This is a genomic window from Novosphingobium sp. TCA1, assembly GCF_009811895.1.
GTDB classification, from domain to species: domain Bacteria; phylum Pseudomonadota; class Alphaproteobacteria; order Sphingomonadales; family Sphingomonadaceae; genus Novosphingobium; species Novosphingobium panipatense_A.
On the sequence record NZ_BLJH01000015.1, the window covers coordinates 104813 to 125847 of the forward strand.

19 protein-coding genes and 2 pseudogenes are annotated in these 21035 nt (G+C 60.2%); 7 read left to right on the forward strand and 14 right to left on the reverse strand.

Annotated features, from left to right (window positions below; all coding sequences use genetic code 11):
- Positions 1-94 precede the first annotated feature (94 nt).
- The 6 genes from NTCA1_RS17080 to NTCA1_RS17105 all read right to left on the reverse strand — a co-directional run bounded on the left by NTCA1_RS17080 (position 95) and on the right by NTCA1_RS17105 (position 4849).
- Entirely contained in the window at positions 95-1309 is a 1215-nt protein-coding gene (locus NTCA1_RS17080) for an aromatic ring-hydroxylating dioxygenase subunit alpha (RefSeq protein ID WP_133085016.1), read from the reverse strand.
- 102 nt (positions 1310-1411) lie between these two features.
- Positions 1412-1792: a VOC family protein gene (locus tag NTCA1_RS17085; protein ID WP_133085015.1), complete on the reverse strand. Its 381-nt coding sequence runs from the start codon at positions 1790-1792 to the stop codon at positions 1412-1414.
- A 127-nt stretch (positions 1793-1919) separates the two neighbouring features.
- A complete protein-coding gene (locus NTCA1_RS17090) occupies positions 1920-2303 on the reverse strand; it encodes a nuclear transport factor 2 family protein (RefSeq protein ID WP_133085014.1) in 384 nt (127 codons plus the stop codon).
- An 86-nt stretch (positions 2304-2389) separates the two neighbouring features.
- Positions 2390-3448: a hypothetical protein gene (locus tag NTCA1_RS17095; protein WP_133085013.1), complete on the reverse strand. Its 1059-nt coding sequence runs from the start codon at positions 3446-3448 to the stop codon at positions 2390-2392.
- A complete protein-coding gene (locus NTCA1_RS17100; protein WP_133085012.1) occupies positions 3441-4463 on the reverse strand; it encodes an LLM class flavin-dependent oxidoreductase in 1023 nt (340 codons plus the stop codon). The genes NTCA1_RS17095 and NTCA1_RS17100 overlap by 8 nt, the downstream gene beginning before the upstream one ends.
- Before the next feature lie 11 nt (positions 4464-4474).
- Positions 4475-4849: a limonene-1,2-epoxide hydrolase family protein gene (locus NTCA1_RS17105; protein WP_133085011.1), complete on the reverse strand. Its 375-nt coding sequence runs from the start codon at positions 4847-4849 to the stop codon at positions 4475-4477.
- A gap of 287 nt (positions 4850-5136) precedes the next feature.
- On the opposite strand from NTCA1_RS17105, the gene NTCA1_RS17110 reads away from it, so the two are divergent.
- From NTCA1_RS17110 to NTCA1_RS17120, 3 genes are read left to right on the forward strand one after another with little or no spacing between them, the layout of a single operon-like run.
- Positions 5137-6513, forward strand: coding sequence for a hypothetical protein (locus NTCA1_RS17110; protein ID WP_133085010.1), 1377 nt, complete (start codon positions 5137-5139; stop codon positions 6511-6513).
- A 14-nt stretch (positions 6514-6527) separates the two neighbouring features.
- The gene (locus tag NTCA1_RS17115) at positions 6528-7952 is read left to right on the forward strand and encodes an acyl-CoA reductase (protein ID WP_159831193.1); all 1425 of its coding nucleotides are present in this window, start codon (positions 6528-6530) and stop codon (positions 7950-7952) included.
- Positions 7949-9019, forward strand: a complete 1071-nt coding sequence (locus NTCA1_RS17120; protein ID WP_159831194.1) for an aldo/keto reductase — start codon at positions 7949-7951, stop codon at positions 9017-9019. The genes NTCA1_RS17115 and NTCA1_RS17120 overlap by 4 nt, the downstream gene beginning before the upstream one ends.
- Positions 9020-9031: 12 nt before the next feature.
- Here NTCA1_RS17120 and NTCA1_RS17125 read toward each other — a convergent pair whose 3' ends face one another.
- The 3 genes from NTCA1_RS17125 to NTCA1_RS17135 are packed head-to-tail and all read right to left on the reverse strand — an operon-like array spanning position 9032 to position 13094.
- Complete coding sequence (locus tag NTCA1_RS17125; protein WP_159831195.1) at positions 9032-10744, reverse strand: amidohydrolase family protein; 1713 nt, start codon at positions 10742-10744, stop codon at positions 9032-9034.
- Positions 10745-10755: 11 nt separating this feature from the next.
- Complete coding sequence (locus NTCA1_RS17130; RefSeq protein ID WP_159831196.1) at positions 10756-12213, reverse strand: acyl-CoA reductase; 1458 nt, start codon at positions 12211-12213, stop codon at positions 10756-10758.
- An 8-nt stretch (positions 12214-12221) separates the two neighbouring features.
- Positions 12222-13094, reverse strand: coding sequence for a hypothetical protein (locus NTCA1_RS17135; protein WP_236549408.1), 873 nt, complete (start codon positions 13092-13094; stop codon positions 12222-12224).
- Between the two features lie 182 nt (positions 13095-13276).
- Here NTCA1_RS17135 and istA point away from each other — a divergent pair.
- Positions 13277-14512: pseudogene (istA, locus tag NTCA1_RS17140) on the forward strand (IS21 family transposase); the annotation flags it as partial.
- A gap of 169 nt (positions 14513-14681) precedes the next feature.
- Here istA and NTCA1_RS28745 read toward each other — a convergent pair.
- Together NTCA1_RS28745 and NTCA1_RS29140 are read right to left on the reverse strand one after the other, a co-directional pair.
- Positions 14682-14882: pseudogene (locus NTCA1_RS28745) on the reverse strand (Arm DNA-binding domain-containing protein); the annotation flags it as partial.
- A gap of 652 nt (positions 14883-15534) precedes the next feature.
- Positions 15535-15690: a hypothetical protein gene (locus NTCA1_RS29140; RefSeq protein ID WP_374705197.1), complete on the reverse strand. Its 156-nt coding sequence runs from the start codon at positions 15688-15690 to the stop codon at positions 15535-15537.
- 111 nt (positions 15691-15801) lie between these two features.
- Here NTCA1_RS29140 and NTCA1_RS17150 point away from each other — a divergent pair, with 111 nt between their 5' ends.
- On the forward strand, positions 15802-17343 hold the full coding sequence (locus tag NTCA1_RS17150; RefSeq protein ID WP_236549415.1) for a TonB-dependent siderophore receptor: 1542 nt from the start codon (positions 15802-15804) through the stop codon (positions 17341-17343).
- Here NTCA1_RS17150 and NTCA1_RS17155 read toward each other — a convergent pair.
- Positions 17306-17962 (reverse strand): cation transporter, encoded by a 657-nt coding sequence (locus tag NTCA1_RS17155; protein ID WP_133085239.1) that lies wholly within the window; start codon positions 17960-17962, stop codon positions 17306-17308. The genes NTCA1_RS17150 and NTCA1_RS17155 overlap by 38 nt on opposite strands.
- 64 nt (positions 17963-18026) lie before the next feature.
- Between NTCA1_RS17155 and NTCA1_RS17160 the strand changes: the two genes are divergently transcribed.
- Entirely contained in the window at positions 18027-18431 is a 405-nt protein-coding gene (locus NTCA1_RS17160; protein ID WP_133085240.1) for a helix-turn-helix domain-containing protein, read from the forward strand.
- 125 nt (positions 18432-18556) lie between these two features.
- On the opposite strand, the gene NTCA1_RS17165 is transcribed toward NTCA1_RS17160, so the two are convergent.
- Complete coding sequence (locus NTCA1_RS17165) at positions 18557-19144, reverse strand: Imm26 family immunity protein (protein ID WP_133085241.1); 588 nt, start codon at positions 19142-19144, stop codon at positions 18557-18559.
- 235 nt (positions 19145-19379) lie between these two features.
- Between NTCA1_RS17165 and NTCA1_RS17170 the strand changes: the two genes are divergently transcribed.
- Entirely contained in the window at positions 19380-19892 is a 513-nt protein-coding gene (locus NTCA1_RS17170; RefSeq protein WP_133085242.1) for a GNAT family N-acetyltransferase, read from the forward strand.
- Positions 19893-19999: 107 nt separating this feature from the next.
- Here the strand turns inward: NTCA1_RS17170 and NTCA1_RS17175 are convergent, their stop codons facing one another.
- Positions 20000-20980 (reverse strand): aldo/keto reductase, encoded by a 981-nt coding sequence (locus NTCA1_RS17175; RefSeq protein WP_133085243.1) that lies wholly within the window; start codon positions 20978-20980, stop codon positions 20000-20002.
- Positions 20981-21035 lie beyond the last annotated feature (55 nt).

Sequence of the window (21035 nt, forward strand, 5' to 3'; positions counted from 1 at the left end):
GCATCAGCCACGCCGTCATGCCGCCCATGGACGATATGACGGCGCAACTGATAGGTTCACCGCGACGATCGCGCAGCTTGTCGGCTTGCCCGGCTCATTCGCTATGGGGCGTGGAATAGGAGCCCAATCGCGGCTGCACCTGAAGGTCCCGCGGTACACGATCCGGACCAATCTGGCGGTCGATTTCCTCTTCGAACCAATAGAGCGCGCGCTCCTGATAACCCGTAATGATAGAAGCCAATGCGCCGTTGCGCAGCGATTGCTGTATGCTGGAGAATAGGCAAAGGTCCTCTGACAGGATGTGTTCGGTGGCCTTTCGCATTTCGCCCCAATATTCCCTGTCGGCATCGTCATCCGTTGCCCATCCCATCTGGCGCACTTCCATGATCGACTTGTTCGGCCCGGCCGGCCAGAAGCATTGCAGATTGAAACCTACGGGATCGAGCGAGAAGAACGTGTTCGGAAAAGTGGGCAATGCGACCGTGTTCTCGAGAAAGACGTCGGCAATATCGTCAGGCTGCACAGGCGGCTTTTCGAAGAGCGAAACGCCGCCTTTCTTGCGCGTGCCAAAACGCATATGGCCACCGTCGTAAAGAGCTATCACGAAACTGCGGGAATCGAGGTGCGGTGCAAGCGTCTTTGGATGAACAGTATTGACGTGATAGATTTCGAGGAAATTGTGATAGGCGATTTTCCAGTTGCAATCCATTTCGACCGTGAACCGGTCCTTCACAACCATGCGTTCGAGGGGATATCCTTCGGTCAAGGCAACAAATTCGCCAAGAAATTCGCGCAAAGGACCCGCCGCGTCATCAAAATTGATAAAGATGAAGCCGCGATAAGTTTCGCAGCGCACTTCTGCCAATCGGTGGTCCGACTTTTCGAAACAGGCAAAATCGTGTTGGCTGGGCACCGCTTTCAAGGCACCGTCCAGCGCGTAACTCCAGGAGTGGTAAGGACAGACGAACCGCGAGGCCCGTCCTTCCTCCTCAAGCAGGAGGGGCGAACCGCGGTGCCGGCAGGTGTTGTGGAATGCGCGAATCCGGTCGTCCTTTCCGCGGGAAAGGATCACGGATCGATCGAGGTGCTGAAAGAGTCGGTAAGAACCGGGCTCTGGCAGCTCCGAAGCTATGCCGGCGAGCAACCACGCACGATCCCACAGCCCTTCTTTCTCGAGGGCCGCAAACCGGGGATCGGTGTAGCGTCCAGCCGGAATGGGCGGCAAGGCAGGAAAGTCGCTCGGGTGTTCAGTCCGGGCCAACTGATCGTCCATCGTCCGCTTGAGCAATTGCAATGCAGCTTCATGCATGGGCTGTCCTCCTGGGTATTCTCGTCTCCCGATGTGGGCAGGATGGCGGGGAGGTGCGAAAGCGAACCTGCAATCCGATAGGGTTCAGTGGCGGAAATCCGATCAGCACGGATCGAAGCAATAGGCGCAGATCTTGTTACCGTCGGGATCGAGCAAATAGGCGCCATAGGCGTGGGGGACCGCATTCCGCTGTCCCGGCCCCCCTGCATCGGTTCCGCCCGCCGCCAACCCGGCCGCATGAAACTGGTCGACCGCAAGCCTGCTGGGCGCCTTGAATCCCAAGGTCGCACCATTTGACGAAGTCGCGCGGCCTTCCAGGGGATGCAGAATGAGCAATTCCGGAACAGTGCGCCCATAGCAGAGACCTTGTTCCTGAAACGGCCCCAAATTGGCAATACCGAGCGGCAGCAGCGCAGCATCATAGAAGCAGGCTGCCCGCCCCAAGTCATTGGTGCCGAGGCACGCGTGAGTAAAAATGCCCATTTTCTTTCCCAAAAAGCACCTCAAGCAGGCGCTCTCGAATTACCGTCCGATGCAGTTGGCGAGGCCGCTTGGGGGCATCAGGCCATCCCAAATACACTCTAGCTTGAGCAGCGAAATATTGACGTGCTCAAGCGCCGGACGAAAAAGCCTCAGCCACCGCGCGCGTATCCATGTACTCCTTGCCCGAAACGATCTGACCATCTCGGATGATCAGAAGGTTATGGTACTCGTTGCGATAGACCCGGTCGGGAAAAACCATCTCGCCGCTCACTTCCACGGCAACTCGCTCACCTTCAGCGGTGATTCCAACAACGTTCGCCGTGCGCCGCTCAGCCGACAGCAATCCGCCCTTCACGCTGGCGATGAAATCCGCCCGTGTCATGTCGCCATGGCCCAATATCCACCATTGGCAATCGGGGTGCTGCAAAGCCTCGATTGTCTCGAGATCTCCTTCCTCCACAGCCCGCATATAACGCCGTGCAATCGCCTTATTTTTCTCGATATCGCTCACCGCTTTTCTCCGCTGCCTTCACCAAGGTGCCGTTCGCAAATCTACACGTTCCGATATGACTTTCGTTGATCGTCCATTCCGCGTGGCTAGCTCCCTTTTCGGATCGACAGGAGCGCGAGATAGGAAACACTCTGCTGCGGATCAGCGGCCAGACGCGTGGCAAGCCTTGTTCTTAATTCTTTCATCAGGCGTTCCGGATCTCTGTCGCGGCCTATCTGGGCCAGGAAATTGGGGCCGTTCGCCGCGCACATCATCGACGCCCACTGAAAGCCGAATGCCTCCGCGTCCCCGGTTTCGCGGTAGGCATCCCAGAATGGATCTGGAGAGCGGACGCAAGACACGTGAACTACCGAGAGGTCAGGAAGGAGCCCCTGCTCGAACGGCGCCTTCAATTGCTCCAGGGAACGTCCCGCCGATGGAGAGGTCGCCATGAATGTATCGTCGTCATCGAGCAGGCCCTCGCGCCTCAAGTCGAGGAGCGTTGCCCAGAAGTGACCAGCCATCCATTCGAAGCCATGTCGGTCGCCGCCACGCCCCATGAATTGGCACACTAGACGCCCTCCGACCCTCAATTCCCGCGACCGGGCCCGCAGGAAATTGAGCAAATCCTGGGCAAGCACATCATCGACCGCTTCGCGCGCGAGCACGCTGTTGCTGTATACGGCCCAGCCGTGATCGGCGACATTGACGGGGTTGTGACTGAGCCAATGCAAGGCGTTGGACGACCACCCCAAGTCCACGCTGTCGGAGGGTAGAATCTGTTCGAAATAGGACCGGCCCACCGCCATCGGGAATACATCGCGCCGGCCCGCAAGGTAGCTGTCCGATTCGGTCGCAAGGAGCCCAAACAATGACGTGTAATCGTTGGATGGGAGATCGGTATGAATGATCTCCAGTGCTCGTTGGCCGTTGTGATCCCTCACAAGGTCGATGGCTGTGCCCATAGGAAGCAGCGAATTGCGCCCTTGCGAGGCGCCGTAGTCCACAATCCGAACCAAGCCTTGGGAATTCGCAGCGATAGTTCCCACTGCCTCCTCCCAGAGAGGAAGCGCCGAATGAAGATTGGCATGCTGCAAACCGGAATGCCGGTTGTAAGCACCTGCTCGTGCCATCGAGGCGATCGGTTGGCGCACTGGATCAGCCATAGAAAGCCTCCGCCAGCCGCGCGCTGTATGTCCTGCTCTTTTCGGGCGAGAGGCCATAGTGCGGAATTACGGGCGTAATCGCGTCTGCCGCCGCTGCCCGCCTGGCCACGCCGGCGCGCACCTCGTCTACATCGCCTACGACCGCGATGCTCTCCACCATCTCGTCCGGGCATGCGGCAGTCATTGCCGCTAGATCGCCTCGAGCAAATGCCGCCTGGATAGCGGAGGCTTCCTTGCCGAAGCCGATCTCCTCGAAATAGCGCAGATATTGCGGGGACTGGCTGTAATAGGCCACGGTCGCCCGGCAATCCTCGATGGCCTCTTTGCGATCCGGATCAATCGCCGTGAAGATCGAAAGGTTGAGCGAAAAATCTCCGCGCTCTCGTCCAGATTTGTCTAGCCCTGCCCGGATATTCGGAATGACCTCGCGTTCGATCCAGGCCTCGTTCCACAAAGGGTGGCCCAGCAGTCCATCGGCAATCTCGGCAGCCTGAAGGCAAGCCTTCTGAAATACTGCAGGAAGATAGATCGGAATCTCACTTCGCACCGGCGGCTGCAGCAGGCGAAAGTGCGAAAGGTCGAGACTATGGTAATCGCCTTTAAGCTGCGACAGTTCGCCGGTGTGACCGAGCGCCACGATCTTGCGGATCATGCCCACAACTTCGCGCATGTGTGCAAGTGGCTTTCCATAGGTCGACCCGAACGATCCTTCCGTCTGGCTTTGCGCGCTGGAGCCAAGTCCCACCACGACACGGCCGCCACTGATCAGATCGAGATCAACCGCGCTGCAAGCGGTCTCAAGCGGGCTGCGCACGAATGCCAAGGCGATGCCCGTGCCGAGTTTGATTTTCTGCGTGGCAGGCGCGGCGGCCGCGAGGGTCGAAAACGGCGCCCCAAACATTTGGGGTGCCCAAACTCCCTCTACTCCGGTGGCTTCGTAGCTCCGCGCCGCCGCGACCAGCTCCTCACCAGGCATTGGCGCGATTTGTGCCCAAACAGCTTTTCCTTTTGCCATGCTATCGCCTTTCAGAAGCCCTTGGTGTCGAAATAGTCGCGCCATGCCGTAATGTACGGTCCGTCCATCTCCAGTGCGCCCATCAGCCGCAGCGAAACGAGTTCCGCGCCGTCTGCTCCGTAAAAAATATCGCTGCGCTCCGTGAGGACGACGTTGCCATGCGCTGCGGCGTGGTGAACAACGACTTCGCAGCGCTCGAAGGGAATGCGGGCCAGGAAACCCTCAACGAAGGCCATTGCTTCCTCGATTCCGACTGTCGTCGCCACGCCAACATTTTCCCAGCGCGTGATGGGCGTGAATCGCTTCCTCATTGCCGAGATCATGTCTTGCGCGGTGCCGCCGCTTTCACCGAAAAATGCCAGCACTTCCTGCAACGGTCCCGCCATATTCGCCTCCCCGATCTGCAATCGGGGCACCATGGGGACTGATGGCAGGCAATGCCCCTGCCGAAAGATAGCCAGCCCGCGTTAGGGCCGGCGCTCTGGCCTTCATCGCATTGGGAAGATCGGAATCCCTCGTGCCTGGCATTGGCCGTTCGTTGCCGCCCAATCATTTGCCGCAACGTGACGTCGCTTCGGCGACACTATGTCCTCGTGTTGAAAGTCATCGTTGCAGCATCCTGCACAGCGCTTCCTATAGTGCTGCGGCACAAGCGAACGGGAGTGCCGCAAACATGAGCGCCGTCGACGAACTGATCGCACTTGCACGATCAGCAGACCCATTCCGCAACGCCCCGAAACAGTTGGCCGAACTGCAGCTCGAAGCCGCACGGGAACGTTTTTCGGAGCGGCGCGGGCAGATTGGTGTGCTGAACAAGCGCGCCAGAGAGGCAGGGATCGACGGCATAGACCGGCTATCCGATCTTGTGCCCCTTCTCTTCGCTCACACAAACTACAAGAGCTATCCGGAAGCCTTTGTCGACAACGGGCAATGGGCTCACATGAACCTATGGCTCGGCACCCTCGCGACCTATCCTACCGACAACATCGACGTGTCGGACGTGCGCGACATCGATGAGTGGTTGGACCGCGCACGTTTGGCCGGCCACCACGTATTTGCCTCGAGCGGAACATCTGGAAAATCCTCATTTCTGGATCAATCGGACCAGGACCGGGACGTCAGTGTCACAGCCTGTCTGCATGCCGCGGACCTGTCCACGCCCGGCTACGTCGCCGATCACTCGCGCTCGGTCTTCACAATGATGCCGGAGCGCGGCACCCATAAGATGATCGATTTCTGCAACCGCCACTTTCCTCGCTGGGCAGCGCCCGGCGAACTGCACCGATTGAGCGAGGATCCGATCCGTGCGTTCGATGCCATGAGGCCTGCGCAATTGCGGCGCTTGTTGGCAGCAGGCAAGATCGGCCCGGGCGAGATCGCAGCCTACGAAGCCGAACTTGAGGTCCGCCGCATCAAGCGTGCAGCCGAGTTCGAGACCTGGATCGACCTATTGGAAGACCGCCGGCACAGTCCCCTTTACATCGGCGTAATGTACGGCGTTGCCTGGCAGATCGTAGAAACGCTACGAAAGCGCGGGATAAAGAACGGAGATTTCCACCCCGACACTCTGATGAGTTTCGGGGGAGGCACGAAGGGCGCTGCGGTCCCGGCAGATTACCGGGATCAGATCCAGCAATTCTTCGGCGTCACGGCCGACCGGATTACCAGTTCTTACGCAATGGTGGAGATGAGCGGCTTCTGCGCCAAGATCCAGCCGACCGAGTCCTATGCGGTACCCCCGTGGATCGTCCCATTGGTTCTCGACAAGTCCGGCGAGCATCTGCTCGGCACGACCGGTGACATCGGCCTCGTCGAGGGGCGTATGGCATTTTTCGACATCCTCGCCGATGCGCGTTGGGGCGGCGTGATTTCCGGCGACAAGGTCCAGGTGGAGTTCGGATCGGGCCTTGAAGGTGTTAAGACACCGGTGATCCACGCCGTAGCTCGTTATGCCGATCTCGAAGGGGGCGAGGACAAACTCAGCTGCGCGGGATCCATCGACTCCTACGTCCGCGGGTCGATCTCGTCTTCCCCGACTGTCGCGGCTTGAACGAGGATACAGTCATGCGACCGGAAAGCATGTCCAACGAGCCGAGGCTGCTGATAGCGCACGTCATAAAGGGAGAAGTACAGCTCGACGCTGCAGTCGAGCATCGCTCCCGAGCGAGCGCGAGCCCGGTGATGACCCCTGCACTGGATCTCGACGCGCTGATTTGGCCCAGACGCGACCCCGGACCTGCGTTCGAAACGCCGTTGGCGGAAATCGTCGATTTCCTCGTCGAGGTCGGCAAGGCACTCGATTTCGATAAAAATGCCTATCTACAGGAAGCGGCAGCCCTCAATCTCCACTGCAATAGTCTTGGCGCGCGAATTCTGGAAAACTGCTACAGGGACATCGGTTGGTTCTTCACGCGCGAGGCCGTCGAAGCCGAGGCGGAGCAATCTCTCGGTTGGCTCGGCGCGAATGACGGCTGGGTTAGACGTGATATCCAGGGCCAAGCCTTCGACATCCGGGCGTTTCCGCCGCGCATGGTCCATATCCTTGCCGGAAATGCCCCCATCGTGCCGCCGGTGACGATCGTGCGCGGGGCTATCAGCAAGGGCGTTCATTTGCTGAAGATGCCCTCGAACGACATGTTCACTGCCACGGCACTTCTGCGCACGATGGCTGATGTCGGGCCAAATCACCCGGTGACACGCTCGTTCTCGGCGGCCTATTGGCGCGGCGGCGATACCGCGATCGAGGAGCACATCTTCAGATCTCAGTATTTCGACAAGCTGGCGGTGTGGGGAGGCGAAGCGGCCGTTCGCCATGCAATGAAATATGCAGCTCCCGGTTTCGAGATCATATCCTTCGACCCCAAGATCTCGATTTCGCTGATCGGCAAGGAGGCTTTCGCAGGATTGCCTATAGCCGAGATCGCCCGGCGCAGCGCGGCCGATATCATCGCTTTCAATCAGGACGCATGTAGCTGCGCTCGCTTCCAGTTCGTCGAGGGATCCTTACCGCAAGTCGATGCCTATTGTGAGGCTCTCGTAGCCGAGATGGGCAAGGATGTTCGGTATGGGAATGGACAAGGCGGACCACGTCCTCCCGAGGCATTGTTGGACGAACTCGATATGCTCGGCAATCTCGAGCCGATCTACCGTGTGTTCGGACAACCCGACGGCACCGGAATGGTTGTTCGATCAAGCGATCCGGTCGCATTCAATCCCGGTGGCAAGCTTGTCAACGTGGTCGCCGTCTCCAGCCTGGCGGAGGCGATTGCCCATGTCTCCGTGGCCACCCAGTCGGTCGGCGTCTATCCGCCCGGCCGCATCACGCAGTTGCGCGACGGGCTGTCGTCGGCCGGCGCGCAACGCATCGTCGGCCTTGGCAACATCAATAGCGGAAAGTTCGGCGGCCTGCCGCACGACGGGGGATGGCCCGTCCATCGCATGATGCATTGGGTCGTGACTGAAGCAGAGAGAGAGCCAACACAGCCATGAACCGCACGCATACAGGACCGCTTTCGCTCGATACCTACCGGCTGCTTGGCCGTTCGGGCTTACGAGTTTCGCCTTTGGCTCTGGGTACAATGACATTCGGCGAGGAATGGGGCGCTGGCGAAGAGGAATCCCGACGCATTTTCGATGCCTACGTCGATCAGGGCGGCAATTTCATCGACACTGCAGGATATTACGCAGGCGGCGTTTCGGAAGATTTGACGGGCAAATTCGCCGAGGCGAAGCGCGACAGACTGGTTCTCTCCACCAAATACTCCCTGACGCGATCGGTTGGAGATCCCAATGCTGCCGGAAACAGCCGGCGCAACATGATGCAGACCGTTGAGACGAGCCTGCGCCGGCTTCGCACCGATCGCATCGATCTGCTATTTCTCCATGTCTGGGACGATAGCACCCCCGCAGACGAAATCATGCGCGCCTTTGATGACTTGGTGACCCAGGGCAAGGTTCTTTATCTGGGTCTGTCCGATACGCCCGCCTGGCAGATGGCGCGATTGCAGACGATGGCCGACCTGCGAGGCTGGACCCAGTTCGCAGCGTTGCAAGCCGAATACAATCTTGTGGAGCGTACCGCCGAGCGGGATCTCATTCCTGCCGCAAAAGCACTCGGCATTGGCGTGATGCCGTGGTCTCCTCTTGCAAGCGGCTTGCTGTCCGGCAAATACGCGGCCCGGAGCAACGGAGAGGGTCAGGACACCGGAGGACGTGGCGCCATGCTCGCCGCTGCGGGCAAGCTGGACGCTCGTACGTTGGCCATTGCTGACGCCGTTCAGGCAGTCGCCGACGACGTCGGCGCTACTTCGGCACAAGCGGCCATCGCTTGGACTTTGGCGAACCCGGCCGTGGTCTCGCCGTTGCTGGGTGCACGAACGATGCGGCAATATGAGGACAATGTAACCGCGCTCGGCGTTTCGCTGGATCTGCACCATCTCGATCGATTGGAAGCGGCCAGTTTCACTCCGAAAGGCTTCCCGCACGACTTCCTGGCAACGGACTTCATTCGCCACGGATTGACCGCCGGCACCAAAGTGCGACCCCGAGCAAGCTGATGGAGTGCTGGCTTAGGTTGCCCGGATTAGCCGTCCGGGGCGTGCGCCGGTATCGACGCCATCCCAACGAGTGATGACGCCGCTAACCATCGTCGCACGATATCCGGACGCATGTTGCGCCAATCGGCGACCGCCTCCCGGCAAGTCATGAACGACGTACGGGGCATGAAGCCTGAGGGCTGCATGGTCGATCAGGTTGATGTCGGCCTTCAGCCCTTGTGCCAGCCGCCCCCTGTCGTGCAGACCGAGAAAGGCGGCATTATCAGCGCTAAGCGCCTTAACAGCAGCCGCGACGGAAAGTCGCTCACCGCCGCGGTCGCGTGCCCAATAGGCGAGCATTGTCGTTGGATAACTGGCATCGCAAATAATACCGTAGTGCGCGCCTCCATCTCCCAGGCCGATTATGCTGCAAGGATCCTTCATCATGGCGAGCACCGGATCGAGAGAGCACTGCGCATAGTTTGAGAAAGGCATCAGGATTAAGGATTTCCCTTCCTGTTCCAGCATCAGTTCGTAGGCGAGTTCGGCCGGTTCGATTCCACGTCGTTTTGCAAGAGATGCAATGCTGGAATCGGGCGACGGCTCGTAGTCCGGTTCATCACCGAGCGGAAAGAGATTATCCCATGCTCGCAGCAGTGCGTGGAGCGGCGTAGGCGTTTCATCGGGCTCTTCCGCCACAAGTCGTTCGCGAAAGCGTGAATCGCGCATGAGCCTTCCTTTTTCAGGTAATGGCGGATCCTCGAGCGCCCGATAGGTCCGGCAATAACTGAAGGCGTTTGCCGAAGTGGAAAGGCCGCACAATGCTCCCATGGGCCGGGGATAGACCTGAGCCAGGATCGGTGCCGCGCCGCTACGGTTATGTTCCAGCAGCGCGTCCATCGTCTGCCGCCAGCCATCGGGATTTCCGGCCCACTGGGCCAGCGAATACGTCACTGGCCTGCCGGAAGCGCAAGCCATTCGCTTCATCAGATCGACGTCGCCCGACCAGTCTGCAGTGTCGAGGTTAGGGATCATTTGAATGGCCCCTCGTCCACTCTCTCCCACAGCCCGGGCGAGTGCTTCCAACTCTTCGCACGCGGCCTGGAAGGAGGGAATGAAGGCTCCGTCCCCGCGACGATGGACGAGCGAGCGCGAGGTTGCGAACCCCAGTGCGCCGGCATCCATGGCCTCGCTGACAAGCTCGGAGAGACGGACGATATCCGCAGGCGTCGCGGCTTCTCGGTCCAGGCCGCGCTGGCCCATCGCATAGACGCGCAAGGGAGAGTGGGGAATGTATGCGCCGACGTCTACGTCCCACGCACAGTTGCCTAGCGCTTCAAGATACTCCGGAAAAGTCTCCCAGTTCCAAGGCAAACCCGTGGCCATGACAGCCTCGGGGATATCCTCAACACCCTCCATGACATTGACGAGTGCTTCTCGGTCGCCCGCGCGGCATGGCGCAAAGCCAACCCCGCAATTGCCTATGACTACACTTGTGACGCCGTGTTCGGCGGACGGCACCAAACTGTCCGACCAAGTCACTTGGCCATCGTAGTGCGTATGGATGTCAATGAAGCCCGGCGTCACGAGGAGACCATTGGCATCGATCTCTTCTCGGGCTCGCTCCAGGTTCGCCCCGATGGCAGATATGCGGCCGTCGAGGACAGCAATATCTGCCACGAATGGATTCCCGCCGGTCCCGTCGACGATCGTGCCGCCTCGGATGATCAAATCTGCGTCGGGCATGGCTCAATCCTTCAATCCGCCAACGAGGCCAAAAGTTCACCCGGTGCATGTTCCTCGGTCACCCACTTCACCATCCGGCGGACCGGCTCGATCGCATCCTGCCGCTCCATGTTATGCTGCATGGTCGCAGCGCCCCCCAACGACACGATCCGTTGAACTCCCTGATAAGCCAAGCGATCGCGCAGCGCCTCTTTGAGACTTTCCGGGAAAATCCCAATCGTCTGAGTGTAGGCGTTCACGGAATTCATCGCAGTATCCGTGGTATCGACCGGGACGATATTGCCCACGCGGCATGCCAGTGTCCGAGAGAAATCAACTGGGTAGTCATCCTGGCTGACGATCACCGCGCCTTCATTAGATCGCCCGCCGAAAACCCGGTACTCTTCATCGTTAAGGCGAACGCCATCAATTTCCGACTTGAGTGCTGTGTCGAATGCCTTGTGAGGCGTACTGAGATGATCGGGCAATCGCTGGAGAGCCTCGAAGGTGAGTTCGCCCAGGCGGTTGGCGTTGCGCAGTCCGACATCATCTGTCCCGCTTTCGACGTAGATGACGCGCGCCGAAACGCAGCCCTCCTGGTTCTGTGCGCCAATATCCAGAGCGAGGCGACGCGCCACCTGTTTCATGGTTGCGTCGTCGGCAAAGGCTTCCCTTCCGATGATCGTTCCGGAGAGCTTGGGGTCCTGCGTTATGAGATCGATGCCTGGCTGGAGGTAGCGCGTGATGTGCTTCACGGAATCGAAACCGCCCCAGGCAACGATTTTCTCGATGCCCCGCGGATCATAGATCACCGGTTCAACCTGCTCATCGCCGCCTTTCCAATAGGCGACGGATATGTGTCTGGACAATGGATGCTCCGGCGCCATCTCGGCCATGGTCCGGACGATCGCCGCTGCCGTCAGCGGATCGTTCGACGGCAACTTTATGATCGCATCAGATCGCGTCAACGCGTTGCGGATTACCGTCAATATCGACACGATAGGTGCATTGCCGGCTATGACATGGACAGCTCGTGCACCGAAAGCGCGCGTGCGCGCGGAAAGGCCAGGGAAAATGCTCGGTCCTTGGTCAACCCAGCCCTCCAGATAATCGACGCCGCACGAACGCTCCATCATTCGTCGCATCTCCCCGCGATCAAACGTCGCGCCCATATGCTGGAAGTGGCGGCGCAGGATGCTTTCGGACAGTCCAGACGTCAGGCAGGACAGACGAAATGCATGCTGAAGATGGCGATTCCGTCCGATGTCCAATCGTTCACCCAGCGCGACCAGGAAATCGAGGATTTCTTCGAACCGCAGCGAATAGAGATCAGCCATCGACGACGGCGTGCGTAGCGGCAAATCCGCTACGTATTTTGCCAAATCCGGGGCACGAAAGGATACGCCTCCCCGGCGTCCACCGTAGAGAACATCACCATCACCGATGATTTGCCCTCGGATAATGAGAGGAACGCGGAAGTCATCGTTCATCAGCTTTCTCACATCGATAGTTCGGCAAGGAATTCCAGCGCCCTGTCATGAGCTTCGGGAGCGCCGGCGCAGACTACGCGGTCATCACCGCCCTCCTTCTCGCTGTAACGGCGAACCGGCGGGATGATGTGCACCCCAGTACGGCCGCAGGAACAGGGCGTCTGCCAGCCTGAGAGCGTGATTTCGTCGCCCGTGACAAGCCCCGCCCAATAGGTATTGGGCATCAGGTCAAACGAAGCGTATCGTCCGGTCTGGCCATCCTTGCGCGGCAGGGGCTTACCCGTGGCCGGATCGAGCAGAAACGGGATTTGGATCGGCGGGATGTGATAGTGGCCTTGCTCGCACATCATGCACAGCCCCATCAATTCCGAGGTAGCATACATTTCGTAGATCGTGTCGAATCCAAGGAATTCGAGCACGCGCTCGCGCCAATTGTCCGGAAGCTCCTTGCCCTTGTTTCCCCCTCCGGTCAGCAACACGCTGCCTTTACCGAAAACGTTCGTGAGACCACGTTTCAGCCCCTCTTCCGCCCAATCGTAAAGGATTGCCCACATAGCCGTGGCATAGACATCCTTGCCGCCGAAACGACGCTGCGCCTCGGCAAAGAAATGTTTGAGGTCTTCCGGTCTTCGGCGTTCGAGGTCGAGCAGAGCCTCCCGGCGTTCCGCCAGCGCAGGAGAAATAGCGAGGGCACCAGCCTCGCCCCTCGCCTCAGCGGCCCTCAGCCGCCCACCGAGCGAAGCAATATCCGCGCTGAAGCGGGATTCTGGATAGAGAAAAAGGGCATTTTCCTCACCCTTGGCATAAAGCTCGATTTGAATGCCATTCCCTCGCTGCGTCGCAGCCGCCCCGTAGCGATAGCCCGGGATGATGATCGGCATTCCGTCCTTCAGGATGTCCGGACCGCGATCCGGCCACCAATCGCGGATGATTATCGCGGAGTGGATAATGGTTGTTGATTGCCACTGAGATGTGACCCGGGGGGCGTATAAATTACCATTGAGAATTGACCCATGTTTCCCTCGCCTCCGGCTGCCAGTCGGAGGGTCGTGGAGTGATCAACATGGACTTACTCAGTGTGATCCGCCGGTGGCATTTCCGGCAGAAGATCTCCATTCGGGAGATCAAGAGGCGGACCGGCCTGTCCCGCAATACCATCCGCAAATATCTGCGTTCTGACGCGATTGAGCCGAGCTTCAAGGTTCCGATCCGGCCGAGCAAGCTCGACCCTTACGCCGAGAAGCTGACGGCCTGGTTGCGAGTGGAATCCAAGAAATCCCGTAAACAAAGGCGGACTGCCAAGCAGTTGCATGCTGATCTGGTCGAGCTGGGATACGATGGCTCTTATAACCGGGTTGCCGCTTTTGCCCGACGATGGCGGACCGAGCTGCAATATGAGCAGCAGACCAGCGGGCGTGGAACATTCGTGCCCCTGGTTTTCCAGCCTGGCGAGGCGTTCCAGTTCGACTGGAGCGAGGACTATGCCGTGCTGGATGGCAAGCCCACGAAGCTGCAGGTCGCTCATACCAAACTGGCGCATAGCCGCGCCTTCATCGTCCGCGCCTATCTGCTCCAGACCCATGAGATGCTGTTCGACGCGCTGACGCAGGCGTTCCGAGTGCTGGGCGGCGTGCCCCAGCGTGGGATCTTCGATAATATGAGGACCGCTGTCGACAAGATCGGGACCGGGAAGGCGCGGCAGGTCAACGCAAGATTTGCCGCCATGGCCAGCCACTATCTGTTCGAGACGGATTTCTGCAATCCGGCTTCTGGTTGGGAGAAGGGTCAGGTCGAGAAGAACGTCCAGGACGCTCGGCGCCGGTTGTGGCAACCGATGCCCAGTTTCCCTGGCCTGGCTGAGCTGAACGCCTGGCTGGAAGAGCAATGCATCGTCCAATGGAGCGATATCCAGCATGGCGTCATGCCCGGCACGGTGGCCGATGCGCATGCCGAGGAAGTTTCCTGCCTGATGCCGCTGGGCCGGCCCTTCGATGGCTTTGTCGAGCAGATCAAGCGCGTGTCGCCGACCTGCCTCATCGCCTTTGACCGCAACCGCTACTCGGTACCTGCCTCCTTCGCGAACCGACCGGTCAGCCTGCGGATCTACCCTGATCGTCTGGTCATAGCGGCCGAAGGCCAGATCGTGTGCGAACATGCCCGGCTCATCGAGCGCTCTCATCACAAGCCGGGACGCACAATCTATGACTGGCGGCATTATCTGGCGGTAATCCAGCGCAAGCCCGGCGCCTTGCGTAATGGCGCTCCCTTCCTCGAGATGCCCGAAGCCTTCCGGCGCGTTCCAATCGCGCCAGGAGACGCTTCGCATGGGCGGGATTGAGACTATCCACGCGGCGAGCGTGCCACTGACGCGCGACGATCTCAAAGGTACGAGCCTCCGCCTCGTCTTTGGCCTGCTGGACCTTGGCGGGGTCTTTGCCCAGCGCCAGCAGTTGGCGTGCTTCGTGTCTCTTGGCACGGGCCGCGGTCAGCGACACGTCGGGGTATTGACCGAAGCTGAGAAGCTTTTCCTTGCCGGCGAAGCGGTACTTCATGCGCCACAGCTTGGAACCGTTTGGATGGACGAGAACATGCAATCCGCCGCCATCGGCAAGCTTGTAAGGCTTGCCGCGCTTTGCCGCGTATTTGACCTCGAGTTCCGTGAGCGCCATGGGCCGTGTCCATCTGGGGGTATCGGCCCAAATGCTACCCCCAAAAATACCCCCAATTCAAATGGCTCTGGGTGCATTGAACGGGCCGCAGCGGGACGCATGACGGCCCGGCGGGATGGTCAAAAATATTTGATATGGTTGGGAAAATGATCGCCCGTGGACGTCGCCGGACGGAGCGGGACGATCGGACCTGGGCGAAAATGGTTGCGGGGGCTCGCAACCATCACAAATTGCTCAGTGGGAGCTGCGACAATCCGTCAACTGTTTGTGGAGCACTACGTCGCTACATTACCGGCAGGCCTGAACAGGCTACGCTATTAAGGGTGCGTGCTTAGTCTTTAGCCTGAAAAAGCGCCGGCCGTTGTGCGCCCATTCCGGCCGTTTAGGCCGGCGACTGTCGATGCTGAAAGCCGCCCTTGACCCTGTAGTTGCTACAGGCCTTATGGAGCCTCCGTGCCCGGCGTTTTAAGTCAGGCGGGAACGGGGGCAATGTGACTTCGATATTTCGTAGCGGCATGGTGTACGCCGGGAGCAGCGCGCTGATCATCGCGACAATGATGGCCGGCCCAGCTTATGCTCAGGCCGAGGCTGATCATGCCGAGGAGGCCGAAACCGAGATTGTGGTCCAAGCAACGCGCACCGGGCTTAGGGTTCAGGACGAGCCCATTCGCGTCGAGGTCATCAACCGCGAGGAGATCGAAGAGAAGCTCCTCATGCGCCCCGGCAACATCGCCATGCTGGTAAGCGAGACGCCGGGCGTGCGGGTCCAGACGACATCGCCCGCGCTGGGCGCGGCCAATGTGCGCATTCAAGGTCTCAAGGGCCGCTATACGCAATCCTGGCTGACGGATTACCCCTCTATGGTGGGCAGACCCCCTCCATTGGCTTACTGCAAATCCCGCCTACCGATCTTGGCCAGGTGGAGATCATCAAGGGCGCTGCATCAGCGCTCTATGGCCCCTCGGCGCTGGGCGGCGTCATCAATCTGGTGTCGCGTCGTCCCGCCAGCGAACCGCAGGGCGAACTTTTGCTCAATGCCACCAGTCGCAACGGGCAGGATATGACGGGCTATGTCGCCACGCCACTCAGCAGCGTGTTAAGCGCCTCGCTCACGACCGGCTACGACCGGCAAAGCCGTCAGGACCTGAACGATGATGGCTGGGCCGACATGCCGGGCTATGAACGCTTCACAGTCCGCCCCCGGCTGTTTGTCGATGCCGCAGATGGAACTAAGGCCTTGCTCACCTTCGGCGCGATGGCCGAGCAACGCAACGGCGGAACGATGCCAGGCGCGAATGCGCCGGACGGGGCGCCGTTCGCGCAGACGCTGCGTAGCCGACGCTACGACCTCGGCCTCACGGCCCAAACACCGCTGGAAGGCATCGGCACACTGCATCTGCGCGCCTCGGGCGTCACCCAGTCGCATCGCCATGTCTTCGGCGACACTGTAGAGAATGACCGCCACCGCACGGCCTTTGCCGAGGCGTCGATCGGCAGCAAGGCAGGTGCGACAACATGGCTGGCAGGCGCTGCGATCCAGTTGGACGACTACCGCTCCAAAGCCTTCTCAGCCTTCGATTATAACTACACCGTGCCCGCGCTGTTCGTGCAGGGCGAGCAGGAACTGGCCGACAGGCTGACCCTCGCGGGAAGCCTGCGCTGGGATGCCCATAGCGATTATGGTTCGCATGTCAGTCCCCGGCTGTCGGCGCTCTATCGCCCCGGTCCCTGGACGATCCGTGCTTCTCTGGGGCGCGGCTTCTACGCGCCGACACCGTTCGTCGAGGAGACAGAGGCCAACGGCCTTGCGCGCCTCCTTCCTTACGGAAAGCTCAAGGCGGAGATCGCCGACAGCGGGTCGATCGACTTCGGCTACGCGAGCGGGTCGTTCGAGACCAACTTCAGCCTGTTCGCGTCCAACATCGACCACGCTCAGCAGTTGCAGATGGTGGACGCGGATCATGTCACGCTGATCAATGCCGATGGCGTTACGCGGACACGCGGCGCCGAAGTGCTGCTGCGCTACCGCTGGCGGGCTCTGTCTCTGACCGGCAGCTACGTCCATGTCGCTGCGAGTGAACCCGATCCCGACGGCCCCGGTCGGCGGATCGTACCCCTGACGCCGCGAGACAGCGCGGGCCTCGTCGGCATGTGGGAAAAGGAGGGGCGCGGCCGTTTTGGGATCGAGGCGTACTATACCGGACGGCAGTCGCTGGACGACAATCCCTACCGGACGCGAAGCAGGCCCTTTGTCCAACTCGGCGCCATGGGCGAAGTGATACTGGGCAAGGTCAGCCTGTTCCTTAATGCCGAGAACCTGCTCAATGTGCGGCAGTCGAAATACGACCCGCTGCTCCTGTCACGCCGTGCCGCGACGGGGGCATGGACGGTCGATGCCTGGGCACCGACCGATGGGTTCGTCCTCAACGGAGGGGTGCGGATTCGCTTCGGCGGCGAATAGGCGTGCTCCTCAGTTCACCGCGAGTCTGGCGGATGATCTGCCATCCGCCGGATAGTGCGAGCGCGGCCATGATTGCTGCGACCACGATGTCCGGCCAGCCCGTGCCGGTGCCGAACACGCCCAAAGCAGCCGCGACCACGGCGATATTGCCGATCGCATCGTTGCGCGAGCAGATCCAGACCGAGCGTCGGTTGGCGTCACCCTCGCGGTGGCGCCACAGCATCGCGGCGCAGGCAAGGTTGGCGACCAGCGCGATCACGCCCACGATACCCATAGTCTCTGCGGCAGGCACAGTTCCCTGCGCCGCCATCCAGATGGTGTTGCCCAGCACCCACAGCCCGAACAGCAGGATCGACACGCCTTTGGCCATCGCGGCCCGCGCCCTCCATTCCAGGGCCAAGCCCGCGACGCCGAGGCTGATCGCGTAGTTGGCTGCGTCGCCCAGAAAGTCGAGTGCATCGGCCTTGAGCGATGCGGACCCCGCAGTGACCCCGGCGACGATCTCCACGCCAAACATGACCGCGTTGATCACAAGCGCGATCCACAACACGCGCCGCCATGCCGTGTCGTTCAGCTTTTCGGTATTGTCCTGTGATCCGCCGCAGCATCCGCCGGCCATATGCATCTCCTGTTTCGGTGATGACAGGCTATATAGGGCCTGTGGCAACTACAGGGTCAAGGGCATGGCATTCACGATCGGCGATATGGGCAAGGCTACGGCCACGAAGATCGAGACGATCCGCTATTACGAGAAGATCGGCCTGCTGCCCAAGCCGGCGCGGACGACGAGCAACTACCGGGACTATGGCCAGGCGGAGCTTGGCCGACTGTCCTTTATCCGTCGTGCCCGCGACCTTGGGTTTTCGCTCGATCAGGTTCGTGCATTGCTGAGCATCTCGGGCGACCGCAGCTGCGATTGTGCCGGTATCGACCGGATCGCCAAAGAGCACCTGCTGGAGGTGGATCGCAAGCTGGCCGACCTGGGCGCCCTTCGCAAAGAGCTTAAGGCCGTGATCGATTCCTGCGATGGCGGCATCGTTGCCGATTGTCGCATTGTAGAGGCGCTTGGACCTGTTCCTCCAGGCTGAGCCGCGTTTCGGCAATGCGCCCTTGTCAGTCGCTCGAGGGTCGGTCTGGCGCGCCAGGAAGCCGTCTGTCCGGTTACGCTTTTCGACCCGATCGGCCAGCACCACCGACGAGTGGGGGGCGGTCATTAATGTCGGATCAGATCGGCGCTCTCTTTGGCATACGAAGCACGAAGTTCGTCAAAGCGCGGCTGCCACTCACCTATGCCATGCAAAGCCTTCAATGCGTTTTCGAGGCGCACGGGCGCAACAACAGTCCGAAGTCTCAACGCCGCTGACTCCGTAGCAGTTGCAGGGCGGGTGACGGATCGGTCGCGGGCTTCGACATAGGTTTGACCTTCGACGCCGACCTTGAACCAGGGCTGCGGAATGGTCTCAATATTTTGCTTCCGATTGCCGATTATTCGCCAATCTCCGTGATGCAGTTTTGCATCGAGCGTGAGGGCGGCAAACTGAAGCGGTTGATTATCCACATCCGCCGGGGACGCCGCATCCGAAACTACCTTGTCGTAGATGACGACATATAGCTCGCCATTCCAGTCGCCTGCCAACTGTCCGAGCCCGTTTCGCCCTTCATCCAGCGGAATGAGGAACACATCCCCAACAGCAGCCTTCTTGCTCACACACGCCTCCTTGATAAATCCAAGCTTGGTCTTAACCGTCGATTTTTGCAATTCGGCGTGTGCAGCTAGCCCGTATGCGCCCATAACAGTCATCTACAGCGATCCTTCGGCGCCTGGAAGCGGACATTCAAATGGCCACTTGATCTGGTGGCCAGGGGGCGTGCCAAAGTTTCCCTTCTGCGCGAATGATCTGATGTATCATCGGGACGGCGAAGATGAACTTCGCCGTCCCGGTTGTGCATGTAGGCACTCGCAATAATGGCCTAATTACCGAACGGAATAAGGCAGCTCCATGCCGTCCGATAGACAAACTCCAACGGATTTCTCAATGCTCTCGACCGAACGCCTGACTTTACGCCCCCATTCGATCGAGGACCTCGATCACGTTTTCGAGCTCGCCCACGATCCTGCAGTACACGAATTCATTCGCGGCCTTCCGACATCGCGCGAAGAAGCATGGCACAGGCTGCTTCGTTACGCCGGTCATTGGAGCCTGCTCGGATATGGCATGTTTGCCGTGTTCGAACGCGCGAGCGGCACCTTCATTGGCGAAGTCGGCCTTGCCGATTTTCGGCGCGGGCTTGGCCCGGACTTCGACGGCAACCCTGAAGCCGCGTGGCTCTTCGCGGGCGCGTCCCACGGCAAAGGATATGCATTGGAGGCGATGGCGGCTTTGCTCGGATGGTTCGGTCAGGAACATGCCTCAGCGCGCACGGTCTGCATCATCGATGTTGCGAACGCAGCATCGACAAAACTTGCCGGCCGCCTCGGCTTCCAGCAATATGGGACAGCCGTTTACCGGGAAGCCCACGTCGCAAAATACGAGCGTTCCGGTTCCTGAGGCGACCATCTCTTCAAACCGCAAACTCGAGAAGGGCCTGTCTGCATAGTTCCGTCGATTGCCGAACGGCGAGCCGGTCCTGCAGGACCAACTCGCCGGACGTTTGATCAGATGGCAATTCCTGCGACACTGCGTGCGAGCGGTTCCAGTTCCGCCATAGCCGCGATCTCAAGCTTCATCGAGGCTGCGGCCACATTCTGCTGAAGACGCGAACGATTGCGCGTTCCGGGGATCGGCGAGACCGCCGCGCCCAGTTCCCTGGCTTTGGCATAGAGCCAGGCGATCGCGACTTGCGCCGAAGTGGCGCCCTGCCCTGCGGCGATCTCTTCGATCTTGGCGACGAGGCGCATGTTTGCCTCCCGGTTTTCGGCAGAGAAGCGCGGGAAATAGGAACGTGCGTCGCCGGCACTGAGGTTTTCGGCAAAGGCCTGGCCCGTAAGCATCCCTCGCCCGAGCGGCGAATAGGGTACGACCGTCACGCCCAGATCCACCGCGGCAGGCACGATTTCAGCCTCGATATCGCGCGTGAAGATCGACCACTCCGACTGAAGCGCGGCGATCGGGTGCACGGCATGCGCCTCGCGCAGTTCCTCTGCGCTGACCGCAGAGAGGCCCAGAGCGCGCACTTTGCCCTCGGCGACGAGATCGGCCATCGCGCCGATCGATTCCGCGAGCGGCACATCGGTGCTGCGACGATGCATGTAATAGAGATCGATCACCTCGATGCCGAGCCGCTGTAGCGAGTTCTCGGCTGCCTGGCGGATGAATTCGGGGCGATTGTCGAGGCTCCAGTCGTCCGGGGTCTCAGGCGTCCGGGCATAGCCGAACTTGGTGGCGATCACCGCCCGGTCCCGGTTCGCCTGAATGAAGGGCGCAAGGAAGCGCTCGTTCTCGCCCATGCCGTAGACATCCGCAGTGTCGAACATCGTGACACCCAGTTCGAGCGCGAACTCCAGCGTGGCGCGGGATTCGGTTTCATCGGTATCGCCGTAGAATTCGCTCATGCCCATGCAGCCCAGCCCCTGGATGCCGATGGTTGGGCCGCCATTGCCGAGCGCGATCTGCGGAAGACGATTTATGCCAGTCATTGAACAACTCCGGATATTGACAGGCAGGACCTATAAGTGTGGAGTATGGTCCATG